Here is a 21,930-nt window from a genome sequence, read left to right on the forward strand (position 1 = left end):
GTGGTGTGAAATGACGTACCATGCGTTTCCCCCGAACACCTCGAAGGGGACCTCAGTCGCGCGGTTACCGGGAGTACGCGCCGGACGCTCGGATTCCGGCCTCCGATTCGTCGGCGAAGCTTTTTTATAGAATCACAAACAATCAAGGCCTGTCTATGAGCCAGCGAATGCAGCAGGGTCAGCCGATGATCATCATGGGCGAGGATGCACAGCGCGTCAAGGACCGCGACGCGCAGGCGTACAACATCCGCGCCGCACGAGCAGTCGCCGAGGCGGTACGTTCCACACTCGGCCCGAAGGGGATGGACAAGATGCTCGTCGACTCGATGGGCGACGTCACCATCACGAACGACGGCGTCACCATCCTCAAGGAGATGGACATCGACAACCCGACGGCCGAGATGATCGTCGAGGTCGCCGAGACGCAGGAGGACGAAGCCGGCGACGGAACGACGACGGCGGTCGCCATCGCGGGTGAACTCCTCAAGAACGCCGAGGACCTCCTCGAACAGGACATCCACCCGACGGCCATCATCCGCGGCTTCAACCTCGCCTCCGAGAAGGCGCGCGAGGAGATCGACGACATCGCAGAGCGCGTCGACCCCGACGACGAGGAACTCCTGAAGAAGGTCGCCGAGACCTCCATGACGGGCAAGAGCTCCGAGCTCAACAAGGAGCTTCTCGCGGACCTCATCGTCCGCGCCGTCCGGCAGGTCACCGTCGAGGCCCACGACGGCTCCCACGTCGTCGACCTCGAAAACATCTCCATCGAGACCCAGACCGGCCGCTCCGCCTCGGAGTCCGAGCTCCTCACCGGCGCCGTCATCGACAAGGACCCCGTCCACGACGACATGCCGGTCGAGTTCGACGAGGCCGACGTACTGCTTCTCAACGAGCCCGTCGAGGTCGAGGAGACCGACATCGACACGAACGTCTCCATCGAGAGCCCCGACCAGCTCCAGAAGTTCCTCGACCAGGAGGAGGCCCAGCTGAAGGCGAAGGTCGACCAGATCGTCGACTCCGGCGCTGACGTGGTCTTCTGCCAGAAGGGCATCGACGACCTCGCCCAGCACTACCTCGCAAAGCAGGGCATCCTCGCGGTCCGCCGGACGAAGAAGTCCGACATCCGCTTCCTCAAGAACATCACCGGTGCGGCCGTCGTCTCCGACCTCGACTCCATCGAGGCCGCCGACCTCGGTCGCGCCTCCGTCCGCCGCGACGAGGCCGACGAGCTGTTCTACGTCGAGGGCATCGGCGACGACGTCCACGGCGTCACGCTCCTGCTCCGCGGCTCCACCGACCACGTCGTCGACGAGCTCGAACGCGGCGTTCAGGACGCTCTCGACGTCGTCGCCTCGACGGTCGCCGACGGCCGCGTGCTCGCCGGCGGCGGTGCCATCGAGGTCGAACTCGCCTCGCGCCTCCGCAACTACGCCGACTCCGTCTCCGGACGCGAACAGCTCGCCGTCGAGGCGTTCGCCGACGCGCTCGAACTCGTCCCGCGCGTGCTCGCCGAGAACGCCGGTCTCGACTCCATCGACACGCTCGTCGACCTCCGCGCGGCCCACGAAGACGGGCAGGTCCGCGCCGGACTGAACGTCTTCACCGGCGAGGTCGAAGACGCGTTCGAGGCTGGCGTCGTCGAGACGGCCCACGCGAAAGAGCAGGCCATCGCCTCCGCCTCCGAAGCCGCGAACCTCGTCCTCAAGATTGACGACATCATCGCGGCCGGTGACCTCTCCACCGGCGGCGACGACGACGAAGGCGGCGCACCCGGCGGCATGGGTGGCATGGGCGGCATGGGCGGCATGGGCGGCGCGATGTGAAAATCGGGAAAACTGATTTCCACATGAGCCGCCGGGCGGAGCCCGGCAACGCGATGTGAAGATAGGCTAACGCCTTCACTCACCCATCCCCCGACGCCTGCACCGCGCGACAGACCACGTTATTTTATCGAGAACGACCCCCACAGCGCCGGAGAGCCGCGGCTTCGCGACGCCGTCGACAGCACGCGGCGGTTCCGTACCCCGACTCGCGTCGGCTCCGGCTTCCCGACAGTCGGACGGGAGCCGACCGTTCCGAGTCACCGGCCGCTTAGAAGTTGGATAATTCTCTCACTTTCTCAGACACACTTGCAGTTGTGTTCAGAAATAGAACGAACTAAGTAGCAGGTACGGCAACGTGTCCCCATGCGCAAGACGCTGCTGTTGAACAAGGACGACGTTCACGAGAACGTCCAGATGCCGGAGCTCATCTCGGCCATCGAGGACGCGTTCGCCGCCTACGAGTCCGGCGACGCCCAGATGCCGCCGAAGTCCTACATCGACCTGCCGCAGTACAACGGCGACTTCCGGTCGATGCCCGCCTACCTCGACGCGGGCGACTGGGACGCCGCGGGCATCAAGTGGGTCAACGTCCATCCCGACAACGGCGACAAGTACGACCTGCCCACCGTCATGGGCACGATGATTTACTCCGACCCCGAGAACGCCTTCCCGCTGGCGCTCCTCGACGGGACGGAGCTCACGATGCTCCGCACCGGCGCGGCCGCGGCCGTCGCCACCGACCATCTCGCCGTCGAGGACGCCTCCTCGATGGGCATCATCGGTGCCGGCGTCCAGTCGTACACGCAACTCCGTGCCATCAGCGAGGTCCGCGACATCGAGGAAGTCGTCATCTCCGACCTCGACGAAGAACGCGTCGCCGACTTCATCGACGCCTTCGAAGACGAGTTCGACATCCGCCCCGGCTCCATCGAGGAGGCCGCCGGCTGTGACGTGCTGTCGACGGTGACGCCCGTCGAGTCGCCCATCGTCCCGCGCGAGGCGGTCGGCGACCACACCCACATCAACGCGATGGGTGCCGACGCCGAGGGGAAACACGAACTCGCCGACGAGGTGCTCCTCGACGCCAAGCTCGTCATCGACGACCACGCCCAGACCACCCACTCCGGCGAAATCAACGTCCCGTACCACGAGGGAGTCCTCACCGACGACGACATCTACGGCGCAATCGGCGACATCGTCCTCGGCAACCTCGACGGCCGCACCGACGCCGACGGTATCAGCGTCTTCGACTCGACCGGACTGGCGATTCAGGACGTCGCGGCGGCCCACGTCGCCTACGAACACGCGTTCGAAAACGACAACGGCTACGCGTTCGACCTCCTCGGTCTCGCCGAGTGAGGTCGCCCGACGCGACGCCGCTGGCATTCACCGTTTTCTTTTGCGGTCCGATTCTGCGAGCTACGGGCTCGGTCCGCGCTGTGCGTTGAGGTAGCCGAACGCCTTCGAGAGGACGTAGACGATGGCGATGAAGGGCAGAAACGGGACCAACAGGACGACGAGGATGAGAAACATCGTCCACCCGATGGAGTCCATCTCGCTGTCGGGGCGCATGTGCGACCCCGGCGTGACGGTGTGGTAGGCCTTCCGTGCGAGGCTCGGCGAGTCGTCTTCGCTCATGCGATACTGTTAGTTCGGCGAGAGGATAAATCGAGCGCCGGAGGGGGCAGTCCGCGCCGGGAGTCGTGCCGGCGTCGCGCCGCGTTCGGGCGAGACGCGGCGTTTCGGTCGCGGAGCGGGTTCGTCGCCCCCGGCTATTCGAGGTGGACCGCGGGGCGGAACGGAATCGCCTTCGAGGCGCGGTCGGCGGGGTCGACGATGTCGGGGTCGTCCTCGGCGAACACCTCGACCTCGGCGTCGAACTCGCGGCCGAGGAAGTCGGCGGCGCGCTCGTAGGTGTCGGCCTCGTCCAGTTCGAGTTGGGCGCGGAGCGTCGATTCGTCGCGGCCGCGGGTCTGGTCGACGAGGTCCTGCACGAGGTCGTTGACGTCGTTGCCCCGCTCGCGCAGGTCGGGGTCCTGCATGACCTGCCCCATGATTGCGCCGACGTTGTCGCCGTTGTCGACGACCGTCTCGAACACGTCGCGCTTCCAGTCGGCGGCGACGTAGACGCGGATGGTGTCGGGGTCCGAATCGGTCACGCCGATGATGTCGCGCACGTCCTCGGTCAGCCGCTCGACCTGTCGCTCTTCGAGTTCGACCGACTCGTCCTCGAAGGCCGCGTCCGGCTCGGGCCACGGCGCGTCCTCGGCGGGCGTGCCGGTCAACTGCTCGTGCAGTTCGTTCGTCATGAACGGGATGAAGGGCGCGAGCAGGCGCAGACGGGTTTCGAGGACCGTCCGGAGCGTCCACTTCGCCGCGGGGCGGTCGAGGTCGGTCCGGCGGCGGTACCACCGAAGCGACTCCTCGAAGTTGTAGAACGCCGCCTGACTGGCCGACCGCGTCTCGGACTCGTCCATCGCGGTCGTCACGTCGCGGACGGTGTCCTGCAGTTTCGACAGGAGCCAGCGGTCGACCGTCTCCAAGTCGGGCTGGTCGTCCGGACCGGGGTCGGCGATAATCTCCTGTGCGCGGTTCCAGAAGCGTTCCAGTTGGTCGTGGACCGAGCCGACGAGGTCGTCGCGCCAGTCGTAGTCCTGCCACGGCTCGGCGGAGTTGAGCAGGAAAAAGCGGACGGTGTCCGCGCCGTACTCGCCGATGGCCTCGCCGGGGAGGACGACGTGGCCCTTCGACGACGACATCTTCTGGCCTTCCAGCAGGCCCATGCCCATGATGACGATACCCTGGGGCCACTGCGGCTCGTCGAACAGTTCGCCGTGGTGGAACTGGTAGAACGTCAGGTGGTTCGTGATGAGGTCGTTGCCGGAGAACCGGTAGTCGACGGGGTACCAGTAGTCCCACTCCTCGCGCAGTTCGAGCGCCTTCTCCGGCGCGTCGTCGACGGCCTCGGGGCCGTAGAACAGCGCGTCGAAGAACTCCTGGGTGAGTTCCTCGGTCGGAATCTCCTGCAGGCGGTGGGCGATGGTGTAGTACGCCATGTAGATAGTCGAGTCCGAGAGGGGCTCGATGACGAACTGGTCGTCCCACGGCAGGCGAGTGCCGAGGCCGTAGTTGCGGATACACGGCCACCCGTTGAGCCAGTCGATGGTGTGGTGGTACTCGTCGCGGGTGTTCTCGGGGATGGCGTCCAGCCCGTCGGCCACGTCGTGGGCGAGTTCCTTCCAGTCCTCGTCGTCGTACGAGAGGAACCACGTGTCCTGTTCGGCGACGACGACATCGCCGCCACAGCGGCAGACGACCTCCTCGGAGAACTCCTGCATCACGTCGAACTGGCCGGCCTCGATGCCGTCGGCCTTGAAGTCGTCGCGGACCTCCTCGACGAGGCCGCCGGCGTAGTCGCCGTAGAACTCCTTGAGCCGACCCGCGTGGAACTCCTTGTTGTAGAGGTCCTTCGTCGCCTTTTCGAGGGCGGGGTCGTCGGAGGACTCGATGCCGCGGTTCTCGACGGCCGACTTCGCGGGAATCTCGCCGTACGCGTCGTCGTCGGAGTCGATGTCGAGAATCGGAATCGGCTCGATGGCGGCCACGTCGGCGGGGTCGATGCCGAACGATTCGAGGTAGTCGGCGTCAGCCTTGGCCTCCTGCAGGGCGACGTAGTCGTCGGGGCTGTGGGCCGGGACCGACATGACGACGCCCGTCGCGTTGTCGGCGTCGACGAAGTCGGCCGGCAGAACGAGCACGTCGTCGCCGGTGACGGGGTTTTCGACCGTCTGGCCGACGAGTTCGGCCCCTTCGACGGTTTCGAGAATCTCCACGTCGCGGGCCTGATACTCCAGTTTGTCGGCCGCGTAGTCGGAGACGAACCACGTCTCGCCGTCGACTTCGGCGACGACGTAGGTCGCCTCGGGGTCGATGTAGGCGTTCGTCACGCCGTGGACCGTCTCGGGGCGCAGGGTCGCCATCGGGACGACCACGTCGCCGCCGTTTCGCTCCCAGCCGAAGCGGACCAGCGTGTACTCCTGGAACTCAGCGTTCTCGCCTTCCAGCAGGTCGTGGGTCGTGACCGGCTGTTCCTCGTTCGTACAGAACTTGACGGGGTGGAGGCCCTTCTCCAGTCGGCCGCGCTCGCGGAGCGTCCGGTACTGCCACTCGACGAACTTCGAGTAGCGCTCGTTGTTCGTGGTGAACTCGCGCCGCCAGTCCACCGACAGGCCGAGCGACTGCATCCCCTTCTTGTAGTGCTCCTCGATGAAGTACCGCGCCCAGCCCATGGGCGATTCGAGGTCCGAAAGCGTGTCCTCGGGGACGTTGTAGGTGTCGGTCAGCACCGAGAGCTGTTTCTCCTCGCGGTTTTTCAGGCGCTCGACCGCGCCGATGATGGGCGTGCCGGTGACGTGCCACGCGATGGGGAACAACACGTTGTCGCCCTGCTGTCGTCGGTAGCGGGCGTACACGTCGGGAACGGTGTACGTCCGCGCGTGCCCGATGTGCATCCCGCCGCTGGGGTACGGATAGGGCACCGTCACGAACGTCGCGTCGTCGGCGTCTGCGTCCGGGTCGGCCTCGTATCGGCCGGACTCGGACCAGCGCTCCCGCCAACGCGCTTCGAGTTCCTGCGGGTCGTAGTCCATATCCGTGGTAGTGGTACCCCGGCCTAAAATAACTCCTATACTCGACTTGCGCGGCTGTCTGATTGCGGCAGAAATTGCCACTCAATGGCACGGGACAAACGGGGACGTCGGGACGAAAAGCGGAGACGGAGAACCGAACAGAGTAGCTTTCCCACCACCGGGGGGACCACCGCGGGCGACGTGTCAGAGACGCGTGCGAGCGACGGCGGCCGCTCAGTCGATGTCGATGCGGCGGGAGTCGTCGGGTTCGGCGTCGCGCTTAGGGAGGGTGACCGTCAGGACGCCGTTGTGGTAGCTGGCTGACGCGCCGTCCTCGTCGACCGTCTCGGGGAGGCGAATCGTGCGGCGGGCGGACTCGTGGCGGCGCTCGCGGCGGAGATACTCGCCCTCGGCGCGTTCCTCGTCGAGTTCGCGCGTCGCCTCGACGGTCAGCGTGCGGTTGGCGACCGAGAGAGCGATGTCCTCCTTCTCGTAGCCCGGGAGGTCGACGGTGACGACGATTTCGCCGTCGTGGTCGGTGACGTCGATTGCCATCTCGTGGCGGACCTGCGCCATCATGCCCGAGCGGTCGAACTGTCGTCCCATCTCGTCGAACTGGCGGGACATTCGCTCGAACAGTTCCTCGAAGTCGTCGAAGGGGTTGGTACGTCTCATCATGTGTTTTTCACCGAGGCATACGGACGCCGGCTGAGGAGATAATCGTTGCCGGAACGTGGATAGCAATTCGCACGGAGCGGAAGCCAGAGCGCCGGTATTCAAAAGATGAGCCGCGTCACTCGATGTCTATCTGCGTCGAGTCGTCGCCCGCGGGTTCGGCCTTCGGGAGCGTCACGGTCAGAACGCCGTTTTTGTACGATGCGGACACCTCGTCGCGCGCGACTTCGGTGGGGAGCGTAATCGTCCGAGAGACGGAGCGCTGGCTCCGCTCGCGGCGGACGTACTGGTCGTCGTCGACCTCGGTCGACTCCTCGCGGTCGGCCGCGATGGTGAGTCGCCGTCCGCTGACGCTCACGTCGAGGTCGTCCTTCTCGAAGCCGGGGAGGTCGGCGACGACCTCGATGGTCTCCTCGTCGTCGACGACGTCGAGAGAGACGTCTTGGAAGCGGGCGATACCGGACTCCTCGAACGACCGGCCCATCCGGTCGAACAGGTCTTCTATCTCGTCGAATGGATTTCTCTGCATACGCGTCTGAATACGTCGCCGACGACAAAGAAAGATGTGCCCGTACTCACATTTTGAGAGCGACCGGACGGGGCGCGTTCGGGTGCATCCGGACGCATCCGAGCGCGTCGCGGCCGACTCGGCGTCAGTACAGGACGTGTCGCGTGTCGTACGACCCGAGGACGCGAACCCAGCCGTTTTTGGCGATTGCCTCGACCGCTTCGAGCGCCCCTTGCATCCGCTCTTCGTAGAGACCGGCGTCGGCGTCGATGTGGAACAGGTAGTCGCCGAGGCGGTTGCCGCTCGGTCGCGACTCGATGCGCGAGAGGTTGATGTCGCGTTCGGCGAACGCTTCGAGCAGTTCCAAGAGGAGGCCGGGGTAGTTCGCGTTGGGGTAGACGACGAGCGAGCTCTTGCCGCCGGCGTCCGAGCGCGCGGACTCGGGACCGATGACGAGGAACCGAGTGGCGTTCGACGACTGGTCTTGGATGTCCTCGGCGATGATTTCGAGGTCGTCACCCGCGTTGTCCGGATGGCCGATACCCGCGACCGACGGGTCGGCGCGGGCGCGCTCGACGCCGCGGGCCGTGCTGGCGACGGCTTCGAGCTTCGCGTCGGGGTAGTTCTCTTCGAGGTACGACCGACACTGCGCGAGCGCCTGCGAGTGGCTGGCGACGACGTCGAAGTTCGCGCTCTGGGCCAACAGCGCGTGGCGGATGGGCGTGACGATTTCCTGGACGACGCTCACCTCCGAGTTCGCCACGGCGTCGAGGCTCTCGGTGACGCTCCCTTCGATGCTGTTCTCGATGGGGACGACGCCGCGCTCGAACGTCCCGTCGGCGACCGCTTGGACGATAGAGGTGACCGATTCTCGGAAGGCGACGTCGTCGGCGACCGCGCGGGCGGCGCGATGGGAGTACGTGCCCGCCGGACCGAGCGTGACTGCCTGCATGGACACCCCTTCACGAAGCGGCGACAAAAGACCGTCGGGGAAGGCAGATTCGGCCTATCGCTCCGCGCAGAACTCGACGAAGTTGCGGAGGATGGTCAGCCCGGTCTCGCCGGACTTCTCGGGATGGAACTGCGTGCCGAAGACGGTGCCCGCCTCGTTGGCGACGACCGCGGGGAACTCCACGCCGTAGTCGGTCGAGGCGACGACCGCGTGCTCGTCGTCGGGGTCGGCGTAGTACGAGTGGACGAAGTAGGCGTACTCGCCGTCGACGCCCTCGACGAGCGGGTGGTCGCGCCGGACGTTGAGTTCGTTCCAGCCCATGTGCGGGACCTTCTGGCCCTCGTCGAACCGGACGTTGCGGCCGGGGATGAAGTCGAGTCCCTCGACCTCGCCCTCGCCGGCGTGGTCGGCCTCCTCCGAGGAGGTGAGTAACATCTGCATCCCGAGGCAGATGCCGAAGACGGGCGTCCCGTCGGCGGCGGCCTCGGCGAGCGGTTCGCGGAACGGGCCGGCGTTTTCCATCCCCTCGGAGAACGCGCCGACGCCCGGGAGGACGATGCCGTCGGCGCCGTCGAAGTCGGCGGGGTCGTCCGAGATGACGACGTTCGCCCCCGCGCGTTCGAGCCCGCGCATGGCGCTCCGGAGGTTTCCGAGCCCGTAGTCGACCATCACCACGTCGGCGAGGGTCTCCTCGGGCGGCTGTGTCGTGCTCATACCGAATGGTCCGCAGAGGGGAGCAAAGTGATTTTCCCTCGGGGTGAGTTCTCCGTTGGACGGTCGCGCGACTCGGCCGCACGGTTCTGCCCCTCGCTCTCGACCCGTCCCGTGAGAAGAGCCCGAAGTCCGACCCCGAAGATTCCGCGGACGCTCGCGGGGGCGAGAGAGCCGTCGTGCGGGGTGAACAACTTGTATTCAATACAAATATAGAGAAAAAATAGTAAATCTTAACAACAAGTGTCGGAATCATAAAATGAGTTCAATGGCGAGTAGACGAGAATTCATCAGAACGGCAGGAATCACTGGCGTCGCGGGGCTGACGGCGCTCAGTGGATGTACGGGTGGCGGTGACGACTCGGAGGCGGCGACGACCACATCGGAGTCGGGGGAGTCCTCGGAGACCGAGGCGACGTCGACCACGACCGAGTCGTCACCGGAGTCCATCATGTTCGCGCTGACGCCCGCGGAGTCTGACGTGGACGTGGAAGCGCAGTATCAACCGCTTTTCAACTACATCGAGTCCGAGGTCGGCGTCACGGTCGAATCCACCGTGGCGGCCGACTACGCGGCGGTGCTCCAGGCGCTCGACAGCGGACAGGCGGACATCGCCGACGCCGCGCCCGCAATCGCCATTCAGGGCGGTAACGAGGACATCACCGAGGTCATCGGTATCCGCATCGCCTACGGGGCCTCGCGGTACTTCTCTCTCATCACGACGACGCCCGACAGCGGCATCGAAGAGCTGACCGACCTCGAAGGCGAGACGGTCGCGTTCGCCGACCGCCTCTCGACGAGCGGGTCGCTGTTCCCGCTGTACATGATGAGCAAGGCCGGACTCGACACGGGCGGCGCTCCCGACGGCAACCCCGCTGACTTCGAGGCGCAGTTCTCCGACCACTCGACGGCCCGCGAGACGCTCGTCAACCGCGACGACGTCGTCGCCGCCGGCACGGGCGCGTTCTCGACGGCCCCGCACGTCCCGGAAGACCAGTTCCCCGAGCAGTTCCTGGAGATGTCCGCCGAAAACGACGGCGACCTCGGAACTGAGTCGCCCGAGCTACAGTTGCTGGCGTGTTCCGACCCCATCCCGCGCGCGCCGATTCTCGGCCGCACCGACATGGACCAGGACCTGTACGCCGACATCGAGGAGGCGCTTCTCAACGTGACCGAGGAGGACCTCATCAACGAGGACCTCGAAGACGACCAACAGCTCTGGTTCACCGGGGTTGACGAGGGGTCCGTCGACGACTACGAACCCGTGCAGGAAGTCCTCGACGAACTCGGCGTCACGCTCGGTCAGTAAGAGCGAGACCCCGCGGTTTTGTTTCCCTACCGTGCGGTCGATACCCGACGAACGGTTCGACCGCACGCGAACTACGCGACGCGACAGACACGATAATGAGTACGATCGAAGTAACGAACCTCAGCAAATCCTACGGAGATGTCACGGCCCTCGACGACGTCTCGTTCACCATCCCGGACGGCGAGTTCGTCGTCGTCCTCGGGCAATCGGGGGCGGGGAAGTCGACCCTCCTCCGCTGTCTCAACGGAATCACTCGCCCGACGAGCGGGTCGATAACCATCGACGACGCGAACGTGGTGGGGCCTCGAAACGACGTGGCAATGATATTTCAACAACACTACATACTCGGACAGATGAGCGCGTACAGCAACGCGCTCACCGGCGCGCTCGGCCGGACCTCGTTTCTCGGCAGTCTGCTCGGCCTGTACGACGGCGACGACAAGAAGGAGGCGCTCCGCGCGCTCGAAACCGTCGGGTTACTCGACGAGGCCAACCAGCGCGCCGGGAAGATGAGCGGCGGCCAGCAACAGCGCGTCGGCATCGCCCGCGCGCTGGTCCAGAACCCGAACCTCCTGCTCGCCGACGAACCCGTGGCGAGTCTGGACCCCGCGAGCGCGGAGACGGTGATGCGATACATCCGCGACGCGGCCGACGAGCGCGACCTGACGACCATCGCGAGCCTCCATCAAGTCAACATCGCCCGCGAGTTCGGCGAGCGGTTCCTCGGGATGAAAGACGGACAGGTCGTCTTCGACGGCTACCGCGAGGACTTCAACGTCGACGTCATCGACCGCATCTACGGCGACATCGAGACGGAGGCCATCCGCGAAGAACGGGCCGACGGCCCGCCCGCGAACGACGCGGTCGCCACGAGCGGAGCGAGGTCACATGAGTACTGATACCGACCGAATCGAAGAGGCGCTACGGAACATCCAGATAGCAAAGCGAGTCAGACTGCTGTTTTCGGTCGTCGTTCTCGTCCTCTTCGCGTGGTTCTTCACGAACGCGCTGAGCGAGGTGGGCTTTTCCGTCGGCGAAATCGTCGAGTACTGGCCGGAGTTCACCGACGCGCTGGGCGACTTCTTCCCGCCGGGGACGCTGTTCGGCGTCGTCCCCTTCGTCGACGTCAGCCAGTACTGGGCGTTCATCCAAGAGCGGAATCTCCTCCTCCAGTTCCAAGACGGCAACCCCGTCCTCGGCGCGGTGTTCGTCACGTTCGCGATGGGGTTCGCCGGGACCGTCCTCGGCATCCCCGGCGCGCTCATCCTCGGCGTCCTCGGCTCCGAGCGCGTGACGCCGTACCCGTTTAACTTCATCTTCCGCGGGACGATGAGCGTCATCCGCGCCATCCCGGCGCTGGTGTGGGCGCTCATCTACATCCCCCTCGGCGGCGTCTCGCCGTTCACGGCGACGCTCGCCATCGGGACCGACACGATGGGGAACCTCGGTCGCCTGTTCACGGACGCCCTCGAAGAAGTCGAGGACGGACCGATAGAGGCCATCGAGTCGACCGGCGCGAACAGCCCCCAGAAGGTCGTCTTCGGGATGCTCTCGCAGGTCTTTACGCCCTTCATCGCGTGGACGATGTACATCCTCGAGATCAACGTCCGCATCGGCGTCACGATGGGGCTCATCGGCGGCGGCGGGCTCGGACAGGTGCTCCAGACCCAACGCGGCCTGTTCCGGTACACGAACATGATGGCGACGATTCTCGTCATCTTCATGCTCGTCGTCTCCGTCGAGTTCGTGAGCCAGCGGGTCCGGTCGTACATCCGCGGCAACGAGGAGGGGACGAGCGTCCTCAAGCTCATCGTCGAGTTCCCACAGCGGATGGCCCGCTCCATCTGGGAGTAAGCGTCCGAAACCGTCGTTTCAGTCGCAAACCGGTCATGAAGCACACAACCATATATTTTTCACACACACTACACAATACGTAGTTATGGATCTCTCAAAAGAGATAGGGCAAATCAAGGAGGAAACTAGTCTCTCTAAGCGGGAAGCTGAGGTACTGGTTTTAAAGCAAGCAGGTACTGCTTCGCATGCAGAGATTGCCGGTGAACTGGATATCAAGAAATCCACAGTAGACGAGTACGCAAAGAGAATCAGAAACAAACGAGAGCAGTCTGAGAACACGGTGAGAGCAGTAAGCGACTTCTCGTCATCTAATCACAGCCTCAGAGAGTTAATAGAGCGTCTTCAGGTTGATGATCAAGTCTTGTTCACATCAACGGGTCGTAAATCAATGAAACGGCCATTTACAGTCGTGGATGTCAAACAGACATCAACCGCCAGCGGAACAGAAACATGTGTCGAGGTGGATGGACCCCAAGGTGGCGAGATGAGACTAGTAGCGGACCCGGACCAAGGCAAGCTGTGGCAAGTCTACGCCGACGGGAATCACAAAGATAAGCCAGTCCGATGGGAATTAACTAGTCTCTCAATCGTTGCCGGGGAGTGTTCTATTGAACTACAAGAAAAGTAGTGCGATAGAAATCCAAAGGAAATGCTTGTTTCGCATTGCGGTAGTACTCCTGAAGACTAGATAACTCAGACGAGAGTCCTAACTGGAACGACCGCGCCCTGGACTACTCCCGCGGTACGGTTTTTATCGCTCCCCCGCGTCTCACAGCGTAGCCCATGTCGTCGCCGCGCTCCGCCTCGTCGCCGCCGTCCGCCGCCTCGGGGTCGCGTCGCGCCACCTCGCCCGTCGCCCTCGCCGCGCTCGTGGTCGCAAACCTCGTGCCGCTCGTCGGCGTCGTCTGGTTCGACTGGAGCCTGAAGGCGCTTCTCGTCGCCTACTGGCTCGAAAGCGGCGTCGTCGGCCTCCTGAACGTCCCCAAGATTCTCGCCGCCAGCGGCCGCGGCGACGGCGGGTCGAGCATCAACGCCACCGTCAACGGCCGACAGGTGGACCTCTCGCCGCCCGACGACCCCCGCGACGGCTTTCACCTCTACCCCTCGAACGTCCCCATCGCGGGGTTTTTCGCCATGCACTACGGGATTTTCTGGGTCGTCCACGGCGTGTTCGTCTGGTCGTTCGACGCCTTCGCGGTCGGCGGCGTCGGCGGCGTCCCGCTGGGAGCGGTGTTCCTCGCGGCGGGCGCGACGGTCCTCAGCCACGGCGGGTCGTTCGCCGTCAACTTCGTCGGCCGCGAGGAGTACCGGAGCGTCTCGCCCGGCAAACAGATGTCCGAACCGTACCGCCGGGTCATCGTCCTCCACCTGACTATCGTCCTCGGCGCGTTCCTCGTCGCCGCCTCGGGCGCGCCCGCCGCGGCGCTCGTCGTCATGGTCGTCGTCAAGACCGCGCTCGACGCGGGCGCGCACCTCAGGGAACACGTCCGCGCCGAAAAACGGGCCGACCGCGACCGCGACGGCGGGTCGGCCGGCGAGCGAATCGAGGTCAGCGACGCGTCGGCCTGAAGTCGGGAGAACGCTCCCGCGCCGCGCTCAGAAGTCGCCGAGGCTGGCCTGTCCGTCCGAGGCGTCGGCGAGCCCCGAGAGGTCGGCGGCGCGCGCGATAGTGTCGAAAAAGCCCTCGCGCTGGCTCCGGTCGTACAGCGTCGCCGCGGGGTGCACGGAGAGGAGCACGCGATAGGAGGCGTCGCCGACGCGGGCGTCGACGACCGACCCCGATTCGTTCGTGATGGCGACGCCGCGGTCGAGGAGGTGTTGCGAGGGGACCTTCCCGAGCGTGACGATTAGCTCCGGGTCGACGAGTTCGAGTTCGCGGGCGAGGTAGCCCCGGCAGTTCGACAGTTCGTCGCTCGTCGGGTCGCGGTTGTCCGGCGGGCGGCACCGCACGCAGTTGGTGATGCGGACGTCGGCGCGGGCGAGGCCGGCCTCGCGGAGCGCGTCGTCCAGCACGGAGCCGGAGCGACCCACGAACGGCTCGCCGCCCTCGTCTTCCTTCGCGCCCGGCGCTTCGCCGAGGAAGAGCAGGTCGGCGTCGTCGGGACCGACCCCGTTGACGATGCGACTCCGCGAATCGACGAGTTCGGGGCATCGCTCACAGCCCGTCACGCAGAGGCCCTCCATGTGTTCCATACGCAGTTCGAGGGCGGGGACGGCTTAATCCCCGGCGAAGCGCCGCGCGGCGCGGGCCGCCAACCGGGCCACGCGAATCGGCTCGGGCCGGCCGCCGGATGGCGTGAACCCGCGGACGACCCGCGCGGCCTCGTCGTCGTCACAGCCGGCGGCCCGGACGAACACCGTCTCGCCGTTCACTTCGACGGGTCGGCGGGGCGGAGCCGCGCGGTAGATAGCGAGCCGCCGGTCGAACGCCGCACCCGAGAACTGCTCGGAGAGGGCGGGTTCGAGCCCCTCGCTCTCCTCGAAGGAGACCGACAACACCGGGCGGTCGAGGGTCGCGGCGAGGCGGTCGATATCGACGAGGTTGAACCACGCCGGGGCGATGCCGGAGACGAGCAGGTAGCGCACGTCCTCGCGGCCGAGGGAGGCGGAAAGCGAGGCGATGGCGTCGGTCGCGTCGTCGCCGCCGACGGCGCACGTCTCGAAGGCGAGGCCGTCGACGACCCGGTCGGCGCGGACGACCGCGCCGCAGAGGACGCTCTCCGGAGACGGGTCTGTGGAAGAATAAGCGTCGTCAGCGTCGTCTGTGGGTGCGCGCGCCGCCCCGGAGTAGGATTCCGCGACCCCGAGGGCGCGAGACCCCGGCTTCACTCGTCTTTGATCTCCTGGAGCCGGTCGAGGAGTTCGTCGTTGGACGCGCCGATTTCGAAATCGACCTCGCCCTCGTGTTTCTCCTCACTCGTCGTGACGCCGTCTTCCTCGTCGAAGTCGACGTTCTGGTCTCCTTGTTCGGACTCGTCGTAGCTCCCAAATCCCATACAGTCATACGTACACGACCGAGCCCCAAAAAGGATTTGTCGCGCGAGTTCGAGGTTCGAGGGCGATTCGCGCGACGGGAGAACGCCTCGTCCGCCCGACTTTTTCCGGTCGGGCGCGTACGGGCAGGTATGGAAGTCATCCCAGTCACCGCCGACGCCGAGACGTTCACCTGCAACGCCTACCTCGTCCTCGGCGAGCGAACCGTCCTCGTCGACGCCGGGACGATGCCGGGCGTCGAGGCGGTCGTCGCCGAGCATACCGACGACCTCGACGCCGTGGTCGTCACCCATCAGCACTCCGACCACGTCGGCGAGCTCGACGCCGTCGTCGAGCGGTTCGACCCCGACGTGTACGCCTACGCCGACCACCCGCTTCGGACCCACGAACTCGGAGACGGCGACCGCGTCGAGATGGGCGACGAGTCGTTCGAGGTCGTCTACACGCCCGGCCACGCCGACGACCACGTCTCGCTCGTGAGCGGGCGGTCGCTGTTCTCGGGCGACGTGTTCGTCTACAACGACGGCGCGTTCGACGACGGCAGTTTCGGCCGCACCGACATGCCGGGGCAGTCCCGCGAGCGCCTCATCAGTAGCCTGCACACGCTCCTCGACCGCCTGCCCTCGACGGTCGAGGCGCTGTACGCCGGCCACGGCGACCCCTTCGAGAACGAGGCCGGCGGCGACACCGTCCGCGACGCGCTCGAACGCGCCATCGAACGCGCGGAACGCCGCGAGCCGAAGTACCCGGAGGACTGAGATGGCGACCGACGCGGCCGGGGACGCGGGCGGCGACCTGACGCGACTGCACTACGTCGGCGTCGGCCTCGCGGCCGTGACCGGCGTGATTCACCTCGTCTTCGGCGCGGGCGCGCTGGCCGCGGACCTCGCCGACCCGCTCGGAATCGCCTTTATCGGGGCCGCCGCGGGGTTCGCCGCGGGCATCGTCGGCGTCCTCCGCGGCGACGAGCGCCTCCGCTCGTGGGTGGTGTTGCTCGGCATCCCCTTCACCGCCGGACAGGTCGTCCTCTACGTCGCGCTCAACTGGCCGGCTATCTTCGGCATCGGCGGCGTCGCGGACAAACTCGTCCAGCTCGCACTGCTCGCGGTCCTGTTCGAGCTGTATCGGCGAGAAGCCTGAGAGAAGCGTGCGGGCTTACGCGGCGCGGCGTTCCTTCGACTTGGGTCGAAGGTGCTTGTAGCCGCACTTGCGGCACTGCTTGGCCTTCTGGGGGTTCCGCGCGTTGCACCGCATGCAGATCTGCTTCTCGAGCGTCCGCTTCGTCGCAGCGTCACTAGCCATGCATACGAGTCCCGCCGCCGGTCGTATAACGCTTGCGAGACACACCGCCGGCGCTCGCGGGCCGCTCGGCGGTCGTCCGGATGGGTCGGAAAACGCGGCGGTTCGCGGCGGGCTTACGCGCCGGCCTGGCTCAGCGCCGATTCGATGTCGTCGCGCTGGGTGACACCGACGAATCGGTCGACGATGCCGTCGTCGTTCTCGACGATGAGCGTCGGGAGCGAGCGAACCTGATACTGGTTGGCCACGTCCTGTTCCTCGTCGACGTCGACCTTGACGAACTCGACGCTCTCGTAGTCGCCTTCGAGTTCGTCGAGAATCGGGTCCTGCGTCTTACAAGGGCCGCACCAGTCCGCGTAGAAGTCCAAGAGTCGAACAGTCATCGTATCCCGACGCATCTTGCCCGCCCCCGCGCATAAGGATTACTCATGGGCCCGCGTCTCTCCGGTTGTGCGCCGCGGCCGTTGCGGGCGAGTTCGGCGTCGTTGAGCGCCGAGACGCCCGCGAACCGGGGCGAGAGCGGAACGCGGTCGTCGGCGACTCGGACGGGCGTCCCGACTGCGCGCCACGCGGCTCCGAAGCGAGCCGAAACGTTTAGGCGGCGGACGCACGGACGGTGGAACATGAGCAAGGGCCAGAACAGCGGCGGTCTGATGTCGAGCGCGGGCCTCGTCCGCTACTTCGACGCGGAGGACCGTAACGCGATTCGAATCGACCCCAAAACCGTCTTCGCCGCGGGAGCGCTGTTCGGCATCGGTGTGCTGGTGCTGAACTCGCTCGCGTTCTGACTGCCGACCACCGACCGTCGAACGGACGCTTTTTGTCTGCGGCTTCCCGAGACCCGTCCATGACTACGCTACGCGCCGGCGTCGTCGCCGTGCAGGGCGACGTGACCGAACACGCCGACGCCGTCGAGCGGGCCGCCGACGCCCACGGCGTCGACGCCGACATCGTCGAAATCCGAAGCGACGGCCTCGTCCCCGACTGCGACGTGTTGCTCATGCCGGGCGGGGAGTCCACGACCATCTCCCGGCTCCTCGAACGCGAGGGCATCGCCGACGAGATTCGCGCCCACGTCGACGCCGGAAAGCCCGTCCTCGCCACTTGCGCCGGCCTCATCGTCGCCTCCCGCGACGCCAAGGACGACCGCGTGACCACGCTCGACCTCCTCGACGTGACGGTGGACCGCAACGCCTTCGGCCGGCAGGTCGACAGCTTCGAGGCCCCGCTGGACGTGGCCGGCCTCGACTCGCCGTTCCCCGCGGTGTTCATCCGCGCGCCCCTCATCGACGAGGTCGGCGAGGGCGTGGAGGTGCTCGCCGAGTGGGACGGCAACCCCGTGGCCGTCCGCGACGGCCCCGTCGTCGGCACCTCCTTTCACCCCGAACTGACGCCCGACAGCCGCATCCACGACCTCGCGTTCTTCGACGAACTCGCGGTCGAAGCCGACGCCTGAGCGGCCGGCTAACTGACGGAGTGACGGCCGCCCGCCGGAACCAGAGGGTCTTTTTCCGCGCCCGCCCGTCGTGCGACCATGGACGCCGACACCCCGACCGACGAGGTCTTAGACGAGCTCTTTGCGACCATCGAGTCGCGCAAGGCGGACCTCCCGGAAGACTCCTACACGACGACGCTTTTCACCCACGAGAAAGGCGAGAACTACGTCCTCGAAAAGCTCGGCGAGGAGACCACAGAGACCATCCTCGCGGCCAAGGACGACGACCGCGAGGAACTGCTCTACGAGAGCGCCGACCTCGTCTACCACCTGCTCGTCGTGCTGTCGATGAACGACGCCTCGCTCGACGACCTGCGCGACGAGCTGAAAACGCGGTTCTGAGCCGCCCGCAGTTCCCGGACGAGACGGCCCGATTGCAAAACACCAAGAGCGTGCGTTTACGATAGCGCACTCTCTCGATGCACGCCCCCCGAACCCGCGACCGCCAGTCCGTTCCCGCACACCCCACGCTCCACCGCGCCGCGCTCCCCTCCCGAGGGTCGGCCGCGTGAGCCGGCTGTTCGGCGGCGACGAGCCGTCGGTCGAGTTCGTCGCCGGGAGCCTCATCGCCGGCGTCTTCTTCGGCGGCGTCGGCGCGGGCGTCGCCTTCCCGACCCTGCCGACGCTCGGCCCCATCATCGGCATCACGCCGTTCGTGGTCGGCCTCATCCTCTCGGCGAACCGGTTCACCCGACTGGTCGTGAACACGCCCGCCGGGCAGATACTCGACCGGATGGGGACGCGCCGGCCGATGATAGCCGGCTTCGTCGTGCAGGGGCTGTCGCCGTTCGGCTACGTCCTCGGGCTGAATCCGGGTCCGATTCCGCTCGACAGCGCGACCGTCTTCCTCCTGTCGCGGGCCTGCTGGGGCGTCGGCTCGGCGTTCGTCTTCGTCGGCGCGTTCAGCACCATCACCCACGTCACCTCGGGCGAAAACCGCGGGAAGTGGGTCGGCTACATGCGCGGCGGGCAGAGCCTCGGTTTCCCCGCGGGTCTCGTCGTCGGCGGCCTCGTCACCGACGCGTTCGGCTACGCCACCGCGTTCGCCGTCGCGGGGTGCGCGGGCCTGTTCGCCGCCCTCGTCGCCATCTCCGTCCTCCCGGACGTGAAAACCGACGTGACGGCGGCGAGTTCGCTCCGCGACGTGCCGCGGCTGGTCAGCGCCGACATCCGCATCTTCACCGTCGGCACCGTCAACTTCGCCGTCCGATTCCTGTTTTCGGGCGTCCTCCTCTCGACGGCCGTGCTGTACGCGACGGCGAACGACATCTCGCTCGGCGGGCTGTCGGGGGCCGGCGTCAGCGGCGTCGTGATGGCCGTCGGCGTCGTCGCCTCCAGCGTCACGACGCTCGCCGTCGGGCGGTACTCCGACCGCCTGTCGAACCGCGCGGCGCTGACGCTCCCCGCGCTGGGCGTGCTCGCGGCCGGGTTCGCCCTGCTGGCGCTCGTGCCGACACTCGTCTCGACGCTCGCGGGCGTGGCGCTCATCGGCGTCGGCGTCGGCGGGTCGAACCCGCCGCTGTTAGCCTATCTCGGCGACCTCAGCCCGGCCGACGACGTGGGCAAACTCGGCGGCGTCTACAACGTCTTCGGCGACTCAGGGTCGACGCTCGGCCCGCTCGTGGCCGTCCCGCTGGCCGAGGTGGTCGGCTTCCGCGTCGAGTACCTCGCCTGCGTCGCGCTCGTCGTCGTCGTCGGACTGCTCGTCGCGCGGACGCTCTACGGAGAGGCGGCGACGGTGCCGCGGTCGGAACTGTCGTGAAAACGGGGTTCGGGCGCGGGTCGGACGGCGCTACTTGAACTGGATGCCGAGGTCGTTCAGGCCGTCGTTGTTCCGCGCGACGTTGATGAGAAGCGGGGTGATGCCCTCGATTTCGGGGGCGTTGGCGAGGCCGCCGCCGTCGAGCGCGCGGAGGCCGTCGATGCCCTCGGCGAGCAGGCGCACCGTCTCCTTGGCGTCCTCGTCGTCGGCGACGAGGAGCGTGTCGATGCCGAGGTCGGCGTCGAGGTCGGCCAGTCGCCCGGCCGCGAGGTTGTGGAACGCGCCGACGACCGGCACGTCGTCGGGGGCCGCGTCGGCGACGAGCGCCGTCACGCTCCCCGCCTTCGGCGGGTGGTAGTGGAAGCCGTCGTCGTCGCGCTTCATGCCCGCCGCGGGCGTGACGAGCACGTCGCCCTCGGAGAGCGAATCGGAAACGGCCTCGACGGTGTCGGAGACGTGGTACGGCGGCACGGCGAGGACGACCACGGAGGCGCGGTCGGCGGCCATCTCGTTCGCGAAGCCGTTTACCTTCACGTCGCGGCCGCGACTGGAGAGTTCGGTCTCGTACTCGTCGGCCTTCTCGCGGGCCTTGTCGGGGTCGCGCGACCCGACGATGACCTCGTGGTCGGTGTGGTAGGCCCAGCGGAGGGCGAGGCCCTCGCCGATGTCGCCGGTCCCACCGAGGAGTGCGATTCGCATACTCACACCTCCGGACCGAACCGACCTAAAGGGTTGTGCGACCGGTCGGTTCTGCCTGTGTTCGCGGGCGGGGCGTCACCGACCGTCGCCGTCGGACTCGACGAGCGCCTGCACCCGCTCGAAGCCGTCGCGGTAGACGAGCCACCACGCGACCACCGGGGCGAAAAGGAGGGGCGGCCCGACGAGGAACAACTGCGTGACGGGGTCCGGCGGGAGGAGGTACGTCCCGGCGACGACCACGACCGCGTCGAGCGCGAGTAGCGTGACGACGAAGGCGCGAAGGTGTCCCATCAGCGGCCCTCCGGCGGCGAAACGGGAGTCGGAGTCAGCGTCTGAGTCATCAGTCGAGCAGGTCCGGGACCTCGTTCACGTCCTCGACGACGGCGGCCGCGCCGATTTCGGAGAACTTCTGTCGGCCGTCGTCGCCGGTCAGCCCGCCCGAGAGGACGCCGACGCCGTAGTAGACGCGGTCGGGGTCGGCGGCGTCGGCGTTCAGCGCCGTCTTCACGTCGTCGAGGGTGTCGCCGACGAAGACGACCGAGTCGGCTCCGAGGCGCTCCGCGACGGTCACGAGCGCGGCCGGGTGGGGCTTGCCCTCCTCCCAGTCGTCCATCGTGAACCGGTGGTCGTCGGCCACGTCGAGGCCGACGCGGTCGAGCGCGATGTCGGCCTCGGCGCTGGGGCGACCGGTGACGACGCCGAGTTCGCGGTCGCCGAGGGCGTCGAGCGTCTCCGGGCGGAGGAGCACGGGCTCGTCGTGGATGTAGCCGGGGGCGTCGAACGGCGGCTCGCCGCCTTCGAGGTCGCGGTAGCGGTCGCTCCCGAGGTAGAGCGCCTGAAACGTCTCGCGGAGCGCCTCGGGGTCCCACTCGTCGAAGACGGCGCCCGGGTCGGAAAACAGGGCTTCGACGGTCGCCTCGGCGGCGTCGAGGCCGCCGCCGCGGGCCTCGATTTCGTCGGTGAACTCGGCGACCGACAGGTCGGTCTCGCGGGCGGCGAGGACGTACAGCGCCGCCGCGTAGGTGAGTTCCCAGTCGTTGTTGAAGCCGCCGGCGTCCTTGAACAGTTGGACCTCGTCGCGGGAGATGGTCGTGCCGTAGTGTCGGTCCACGGATTCGACGATGGCGCGCCGGTAGGAGTCGGCGACGTCGACGAGCACTCCGTCGATATCGAGGACGACAGCGTCCGCGTGCATACCGGAACCGCGCGACGAGCGGG

General features: G+C 66.8%; 27 protein-coding genes. 13 read left to right on the top strand and 14 right to left on the bottom strand.

The window, feature by feature from the left end; translation table 11 throughout:
• Nucleotides 1-185 precede the first annotated feature (185 nt).
• On the top strand, nt 186-1,826 hold the full coding sequence (gene thsB, locus C441_RS09585) for a thermosome subunit beta (RefSeq protein WP_007274917.1): 1,641 nt from the start codon (nt 186-188) through the stop codon (nt 1,824-1,826).
• A gap of 363 nt (nt 1,827-2,189) precedes the next feature.
• Nucleotides 2,190-3,185, top strand: a complete 996-nt coding sequence (locus C441_RS09590; protein WP_007274918.1) for an alanine dehydrogenase — start codon at nt 2,190-2,192, stop codon at nt 3,183-3,185.
• Nucleotides 3,186-3,245: 60 nt separating this feature from the next.
• Here C441_RS09590 and C441_RS09595 read toward each other — a convergent pair whose 3' ends face one another.
• From C441_RS09595 to hisH, 6 genes are all read right to left on the bottom strand, one after another.
• A complete protein-coding gene (locus C441_RS09595; protein WP_007274919.1) occupies nt 3,246-3,464 on the bottom strand; it encodes a DUF7535 family protein in 219 nt (72 codons plus the stop codon).
• Nucleotides 3,465-3,598: 134 nt separating this feature from the next.
• Entirely contained in the window at nt 3,599-6,475 is a 2,877-nt protein-coding gene (leuS, locus tag C441_RS09600) for a leucine--tRNA ligase (RefSeq protein ID WP_007274920.1), read from the bottom strand.
• A 213-nt stretch (nt 6,476-6,688) separates the two neighbouring features.
• The gene (hsp14, locus tag C441_RS09605; RefSeq protein WP_004969134.1) at nt 6,689-7,132 is read right to left on the bottom strand and encodes an archaeal heat shock protein Hsp14; all 444 of its coding nucleotides are present in this window, start codon (nt 7,130-7,132) and stop codon (nt 6,689-6,691) included.
• Between the two features lie 115 nt (nt 7,133-7,247).
• The gene (gene hsp14 / locus C441_RS09610) at nt 7,248-7,658 is read right to left on the bottom strand and encodes an archaeal heat shock protein Hsp14 (RefSeq protein WP_007274921.1); all 411 of its coding nucleotides are present in this window, start codon (nt 7,656-7,658) and stop codon (nt 7,248-7,250) included.
• A gap of 124 nt (nt 7,659-7,782) precedes the next feature.
• The gene (gene pheA / locus C441_RS09615) at nt 7,783-8,589 is read right to left on the bottom strand and encodes a prephenate dehydratase (protein WP_007274922.1); all 807 of its coding nucleotides are present in this window, start codon (nt 8,587-8,589) and stop codon (nt 7,783-7,785) included.
• Nucleotides 8,590-8,643: 54 nt separating this feature from the next.
• Nucleotides 8,644-9,303 (bottom strand): imidazole glycerol phosphate synthase subunit HisH, encoded by a 660-nt coding sequence (hisH, locus tag C441_RS09620; protein ID WP_007274923.1) that lies wholly within the window; start codon nt 9,301-9,303, stop codon nt 8,644-8,646.
• A gap of 448 nt (nt 9,304-9,751) precedes the next feature.
• Here hisH and C441_RS09625 point away from each other — a divergent pair, with 448 nt between their 5' ends.
• The 5 genes from C441_RS09625 to C441_RS09640 all read left to right on the top strand — a co-directional run bounded on the left by C441_RS09625 (nt 9,752) and on the right by C441_RS09640 (nt 14,032).
• Nucleotides 9,752-10,609, top strand: coding sequence for a PhnD/SsuA/transferrin family substrate-binding protein (locus tag C441_RS09625; protein ID WP_239640671.1), 858 nt, complete (start codon nt 9,752-9,754; stop codon nt 10,607-10,609).
• Nucleotides 10,610-10,704: 95 nt separating this feature from the next.
• Entirely contained in the window at nt 10,705-11,508 is an 804-nt protein-coding gene (phnC, locus tag C441_RS09630) for a phosphonate ABC transporter ATP-binding protein (RefSeq protein WP_007274924.1), read from the top strand.
• The gene (phnE, locus tag C441_RS09635; RefSeq protein WP_007274925.1) at nt 11,498-12,463 is read left to right on the top strand and encodes a phosphonate ABC transporter, permease protein PhnE; all 966 of its coding nucleotides are present in this window, start codon (nt 11,498-11,500) and stop codon (nt 12,461-12,463) included. The genes phnC and phnE overlap by 11 nt, the downstream gene beginning before the upstream one ends.
• An 85-nt stretch (nt 12,464-12,548) precedes the next feature.
• Nucleotides 12,549-13,091 (top strand): helix-turn-helix transcriptional regulator, encoded by a 543-nt coding sequence (locus C441_RS19020; RefSeq protein WP_083874909.1) that lies wholly within the window; start codon nt 12,549-12,551, stop codon nt 13,089-13,091.
• 155 nt (nt 13,092-13,246) lie between these two features.
• Nucleotides 13,247-14,032, top strand: coding sequence for a DUF6498-containing protein (locus C441_RS09640; RefSeq protein WP_007274926.1), 786 nt, complete (start codon nt 13,247-13,249; stop codon nt 14,030-14,032).
• Nucleotides 14,033-14,059: 27 nt separating this feature from the next.
• Here C441_RS09640 and C441_RS09645 read toward each other — a convergent pair whose 3' ends face one another.
• Genes C441_RS09645 through C441_RS09655 form a run of 3 tightly spaced genes read right to left on the bottom strand, consistent with a single transcriptional unit; the run spans nt 14,060 to nt 15,459 of the window.
• A complete protein-coding gene (locus tag C441_RS09645) occupies nt 14,060-14,656 on the bottom strand; it encodes a uracil-DNA glycosylase (RefSeq protein WP_007274927.1) in 597 nt (198 codons plus the stop codon).
• 24 nt (nt 14,657-14,680) lie between these two features.
• A complete protein-coding gene (locus C441_RS09650; protein ID WP_007274928.1) occupies nt 14,681-15,292 on the bottom strand; it encodes an endonuclease dU in 612 nt (203 codons plus the stop codon).
• On the bottom strand, nt 15,289-15,459 hold the full coding sequence (locus C441_RS09655; RefSeq protein ID WP_004044482.1) for a DUF5786 family protein: 171 nt from the start codon (nt 15,457-15,459) through the stop codon (nt 15,289-15,291). The genes C441_RS09650 and C441_RS09655 overlap by 4 nt, the downstream gene beginning before the upstream one ends.
• A gap of 129 nt (nt 15,460-15,588) precedes the next feature.
• Between C441_RS09655 and C441_RS09660 the strand changes: the two genes are divergently transcribed.
• Nucleotides 15,589-16,215, top strand: coding sequence for an MBL fold metallo-hydrolase (locus C441_RS09660; RefSeq protein WP_004969124.1), 627 nt, complete (start codon nt 15,589-15,591; stop codon nt 16,213-16,215).
• A gap of 1 nt (nt 16,216) precedes the next feature.
• Nucleotides 16,217-16,597 carry a hypothetical protein gene (locus C441_RS09665; RefSeq protein ID WP_007274929.1) on the top strand — a complete coding sequence of 127 codons (381 nt, stop codon included), beginning with the start codon at nt 16,217-16,219 and terminating at the stop codon, nt 16,595-16,597.
• Nucleotides 16,598-16,612: 15 nt separating this feature from the next.
• On the opposite strand, the gene C441_RS09670 is transcribed toward C441_RS09665, so the two are convergent.
• Both C441_RS09670 and trxA read right to left on the bottom strand, forming a co-directional pair.
• The gene (locus C441_RS09670) at nt 16,613-16,759 is read right to left on the bottom strand and encodes a 50S ribosomal protein L40e (RefSeq protein WP_004044485.1); all 147 of its coding nucleotides are present in this window, start codon (nt 16,757-16,759) and stop codon (nt 16,613-16,615) included.
• Between the two features lie 113 nt (nt 16,760-16,872).
• Nucleotides 16,873-17,139: a thioredoxin gene (trxA, locus tag C441_RS09675; protein WP_049917914.1), complete on the bottom strand. Its 267-nt coding sequence runs from the start codon at nt 17,137-17,139 to the stop codon at nt 16,873-16,875.
• A 240-nt stretch (nt 17,140-17,379) separates the two neighbouring features.
• On the opposite strand from trxA, the gene C441_RS09680 reads away from it, so the two are divergent.
• The 4 genes from C441_RS09680 to C441_RS09695 all read left to right on the top strand — a co-directional run bounded on the left by C441_RS09680 (nt 17,380) and on the right by C441_RS09695 (nt 20,013).
• A complete protein-coding gene (locus C441_RS09680; RefSeq protein ID WP_007274930.1) occupies nt 17,380-17,544 on the top strand; it encodes a preprotein translocase subunit Sec61beta in 165 nt (54 codons plus the stop codon).
• A 59-nt stretch (nt 17,545-17,603) separates the two neighbouring features.
• Nucleotides 17,604-18,212 (top strand): pyridoxal 5'-phosphate synthase glutaminase subunit PdxT, encoded by a 609-nt coding sequence (gene pdxT / locus C441_RS09685; RefSeq protein WP_004969120.1) that lies wholly within the window; start codon nt 17,604-17,606, stop codon nt 18,210-18,212.
• Between the two features lie 78 nt (nt 18,213-18,290).
• Nucleotides 18,291-18,593, top strand: coding sequence for a phosphoribosyl-ATP diphosphatase (gene hisE / locus C441_RS09690; RefSeq protein ID WP_007274931.1), 303 nt, complete (start codon nt 18,291-18,293; stop codon nt 18,591-18,593).
• Between the two features lie 166 nt (nt 18,594-18,759).
• Nucleotides 18,760-20,013, top strand: a complete 1,254-nt coding sequence (locus C441_RS09695) for an MFS transporter (protein WP_007274932.1) — start codon at nt 18,760-18,762, stop codon at nt 20,011-20,013.
• Between the two features lie 30 nt (nt 20,014-20,043).
• Here the strand turns inward: C441_RS09695 and npdG are convergent, their stop codons facing one another.
• The 3 genes from npdG to C441_RS09710 form a co-directional block, all read right to left on the bottom strand.
• Nucleotides 20,044-20,712, bottom strand: a complete 669-nt coding sequence (gene npdG, locus C441_RS09700) for an NADPH-dependent F420 reductase (protein ID WP_007274933.1) — start codon at nt 20,710-20,712, stop codon at nt 20,044-20,046.
• Between the two features lie 75 nt (nt 20,713-20,787).
• Nucleotides 20,788-21,003, bottom strand: coding sequence for a DUF7534 family protein (locus C441_RS09705; protein WP_007274934.1), 216 nt, complete (start codon nt 21,001-21,003; stop codon nt 20,788-20,790).
• 49 nt (nt 21,004-21,052) lie between these two features.
• A complete protein-coding gene (locus C441_RS09710; protein ID WP_007274935.1) occupies nt 21,053-21,907 on the bottom strand; it encodes a TIGR01548 family HAD-type hydrolase in 855 nt (284 codons plus the stop codon).
• Nucleotides 21,908-21,930: the final 23 nt, after the last annotated feature.

It is taken from the genome of Haloferax sulfurifontis ATCC BAA-897 (assembly GCF_000337835.1).
GTDB classification, from domain to species: domain Archaea; phylum Halobacteriota; class Halobacteria; order Halobacteriales; family Haloferacaceae; genus Haloferax; species Haloferax denitrificans.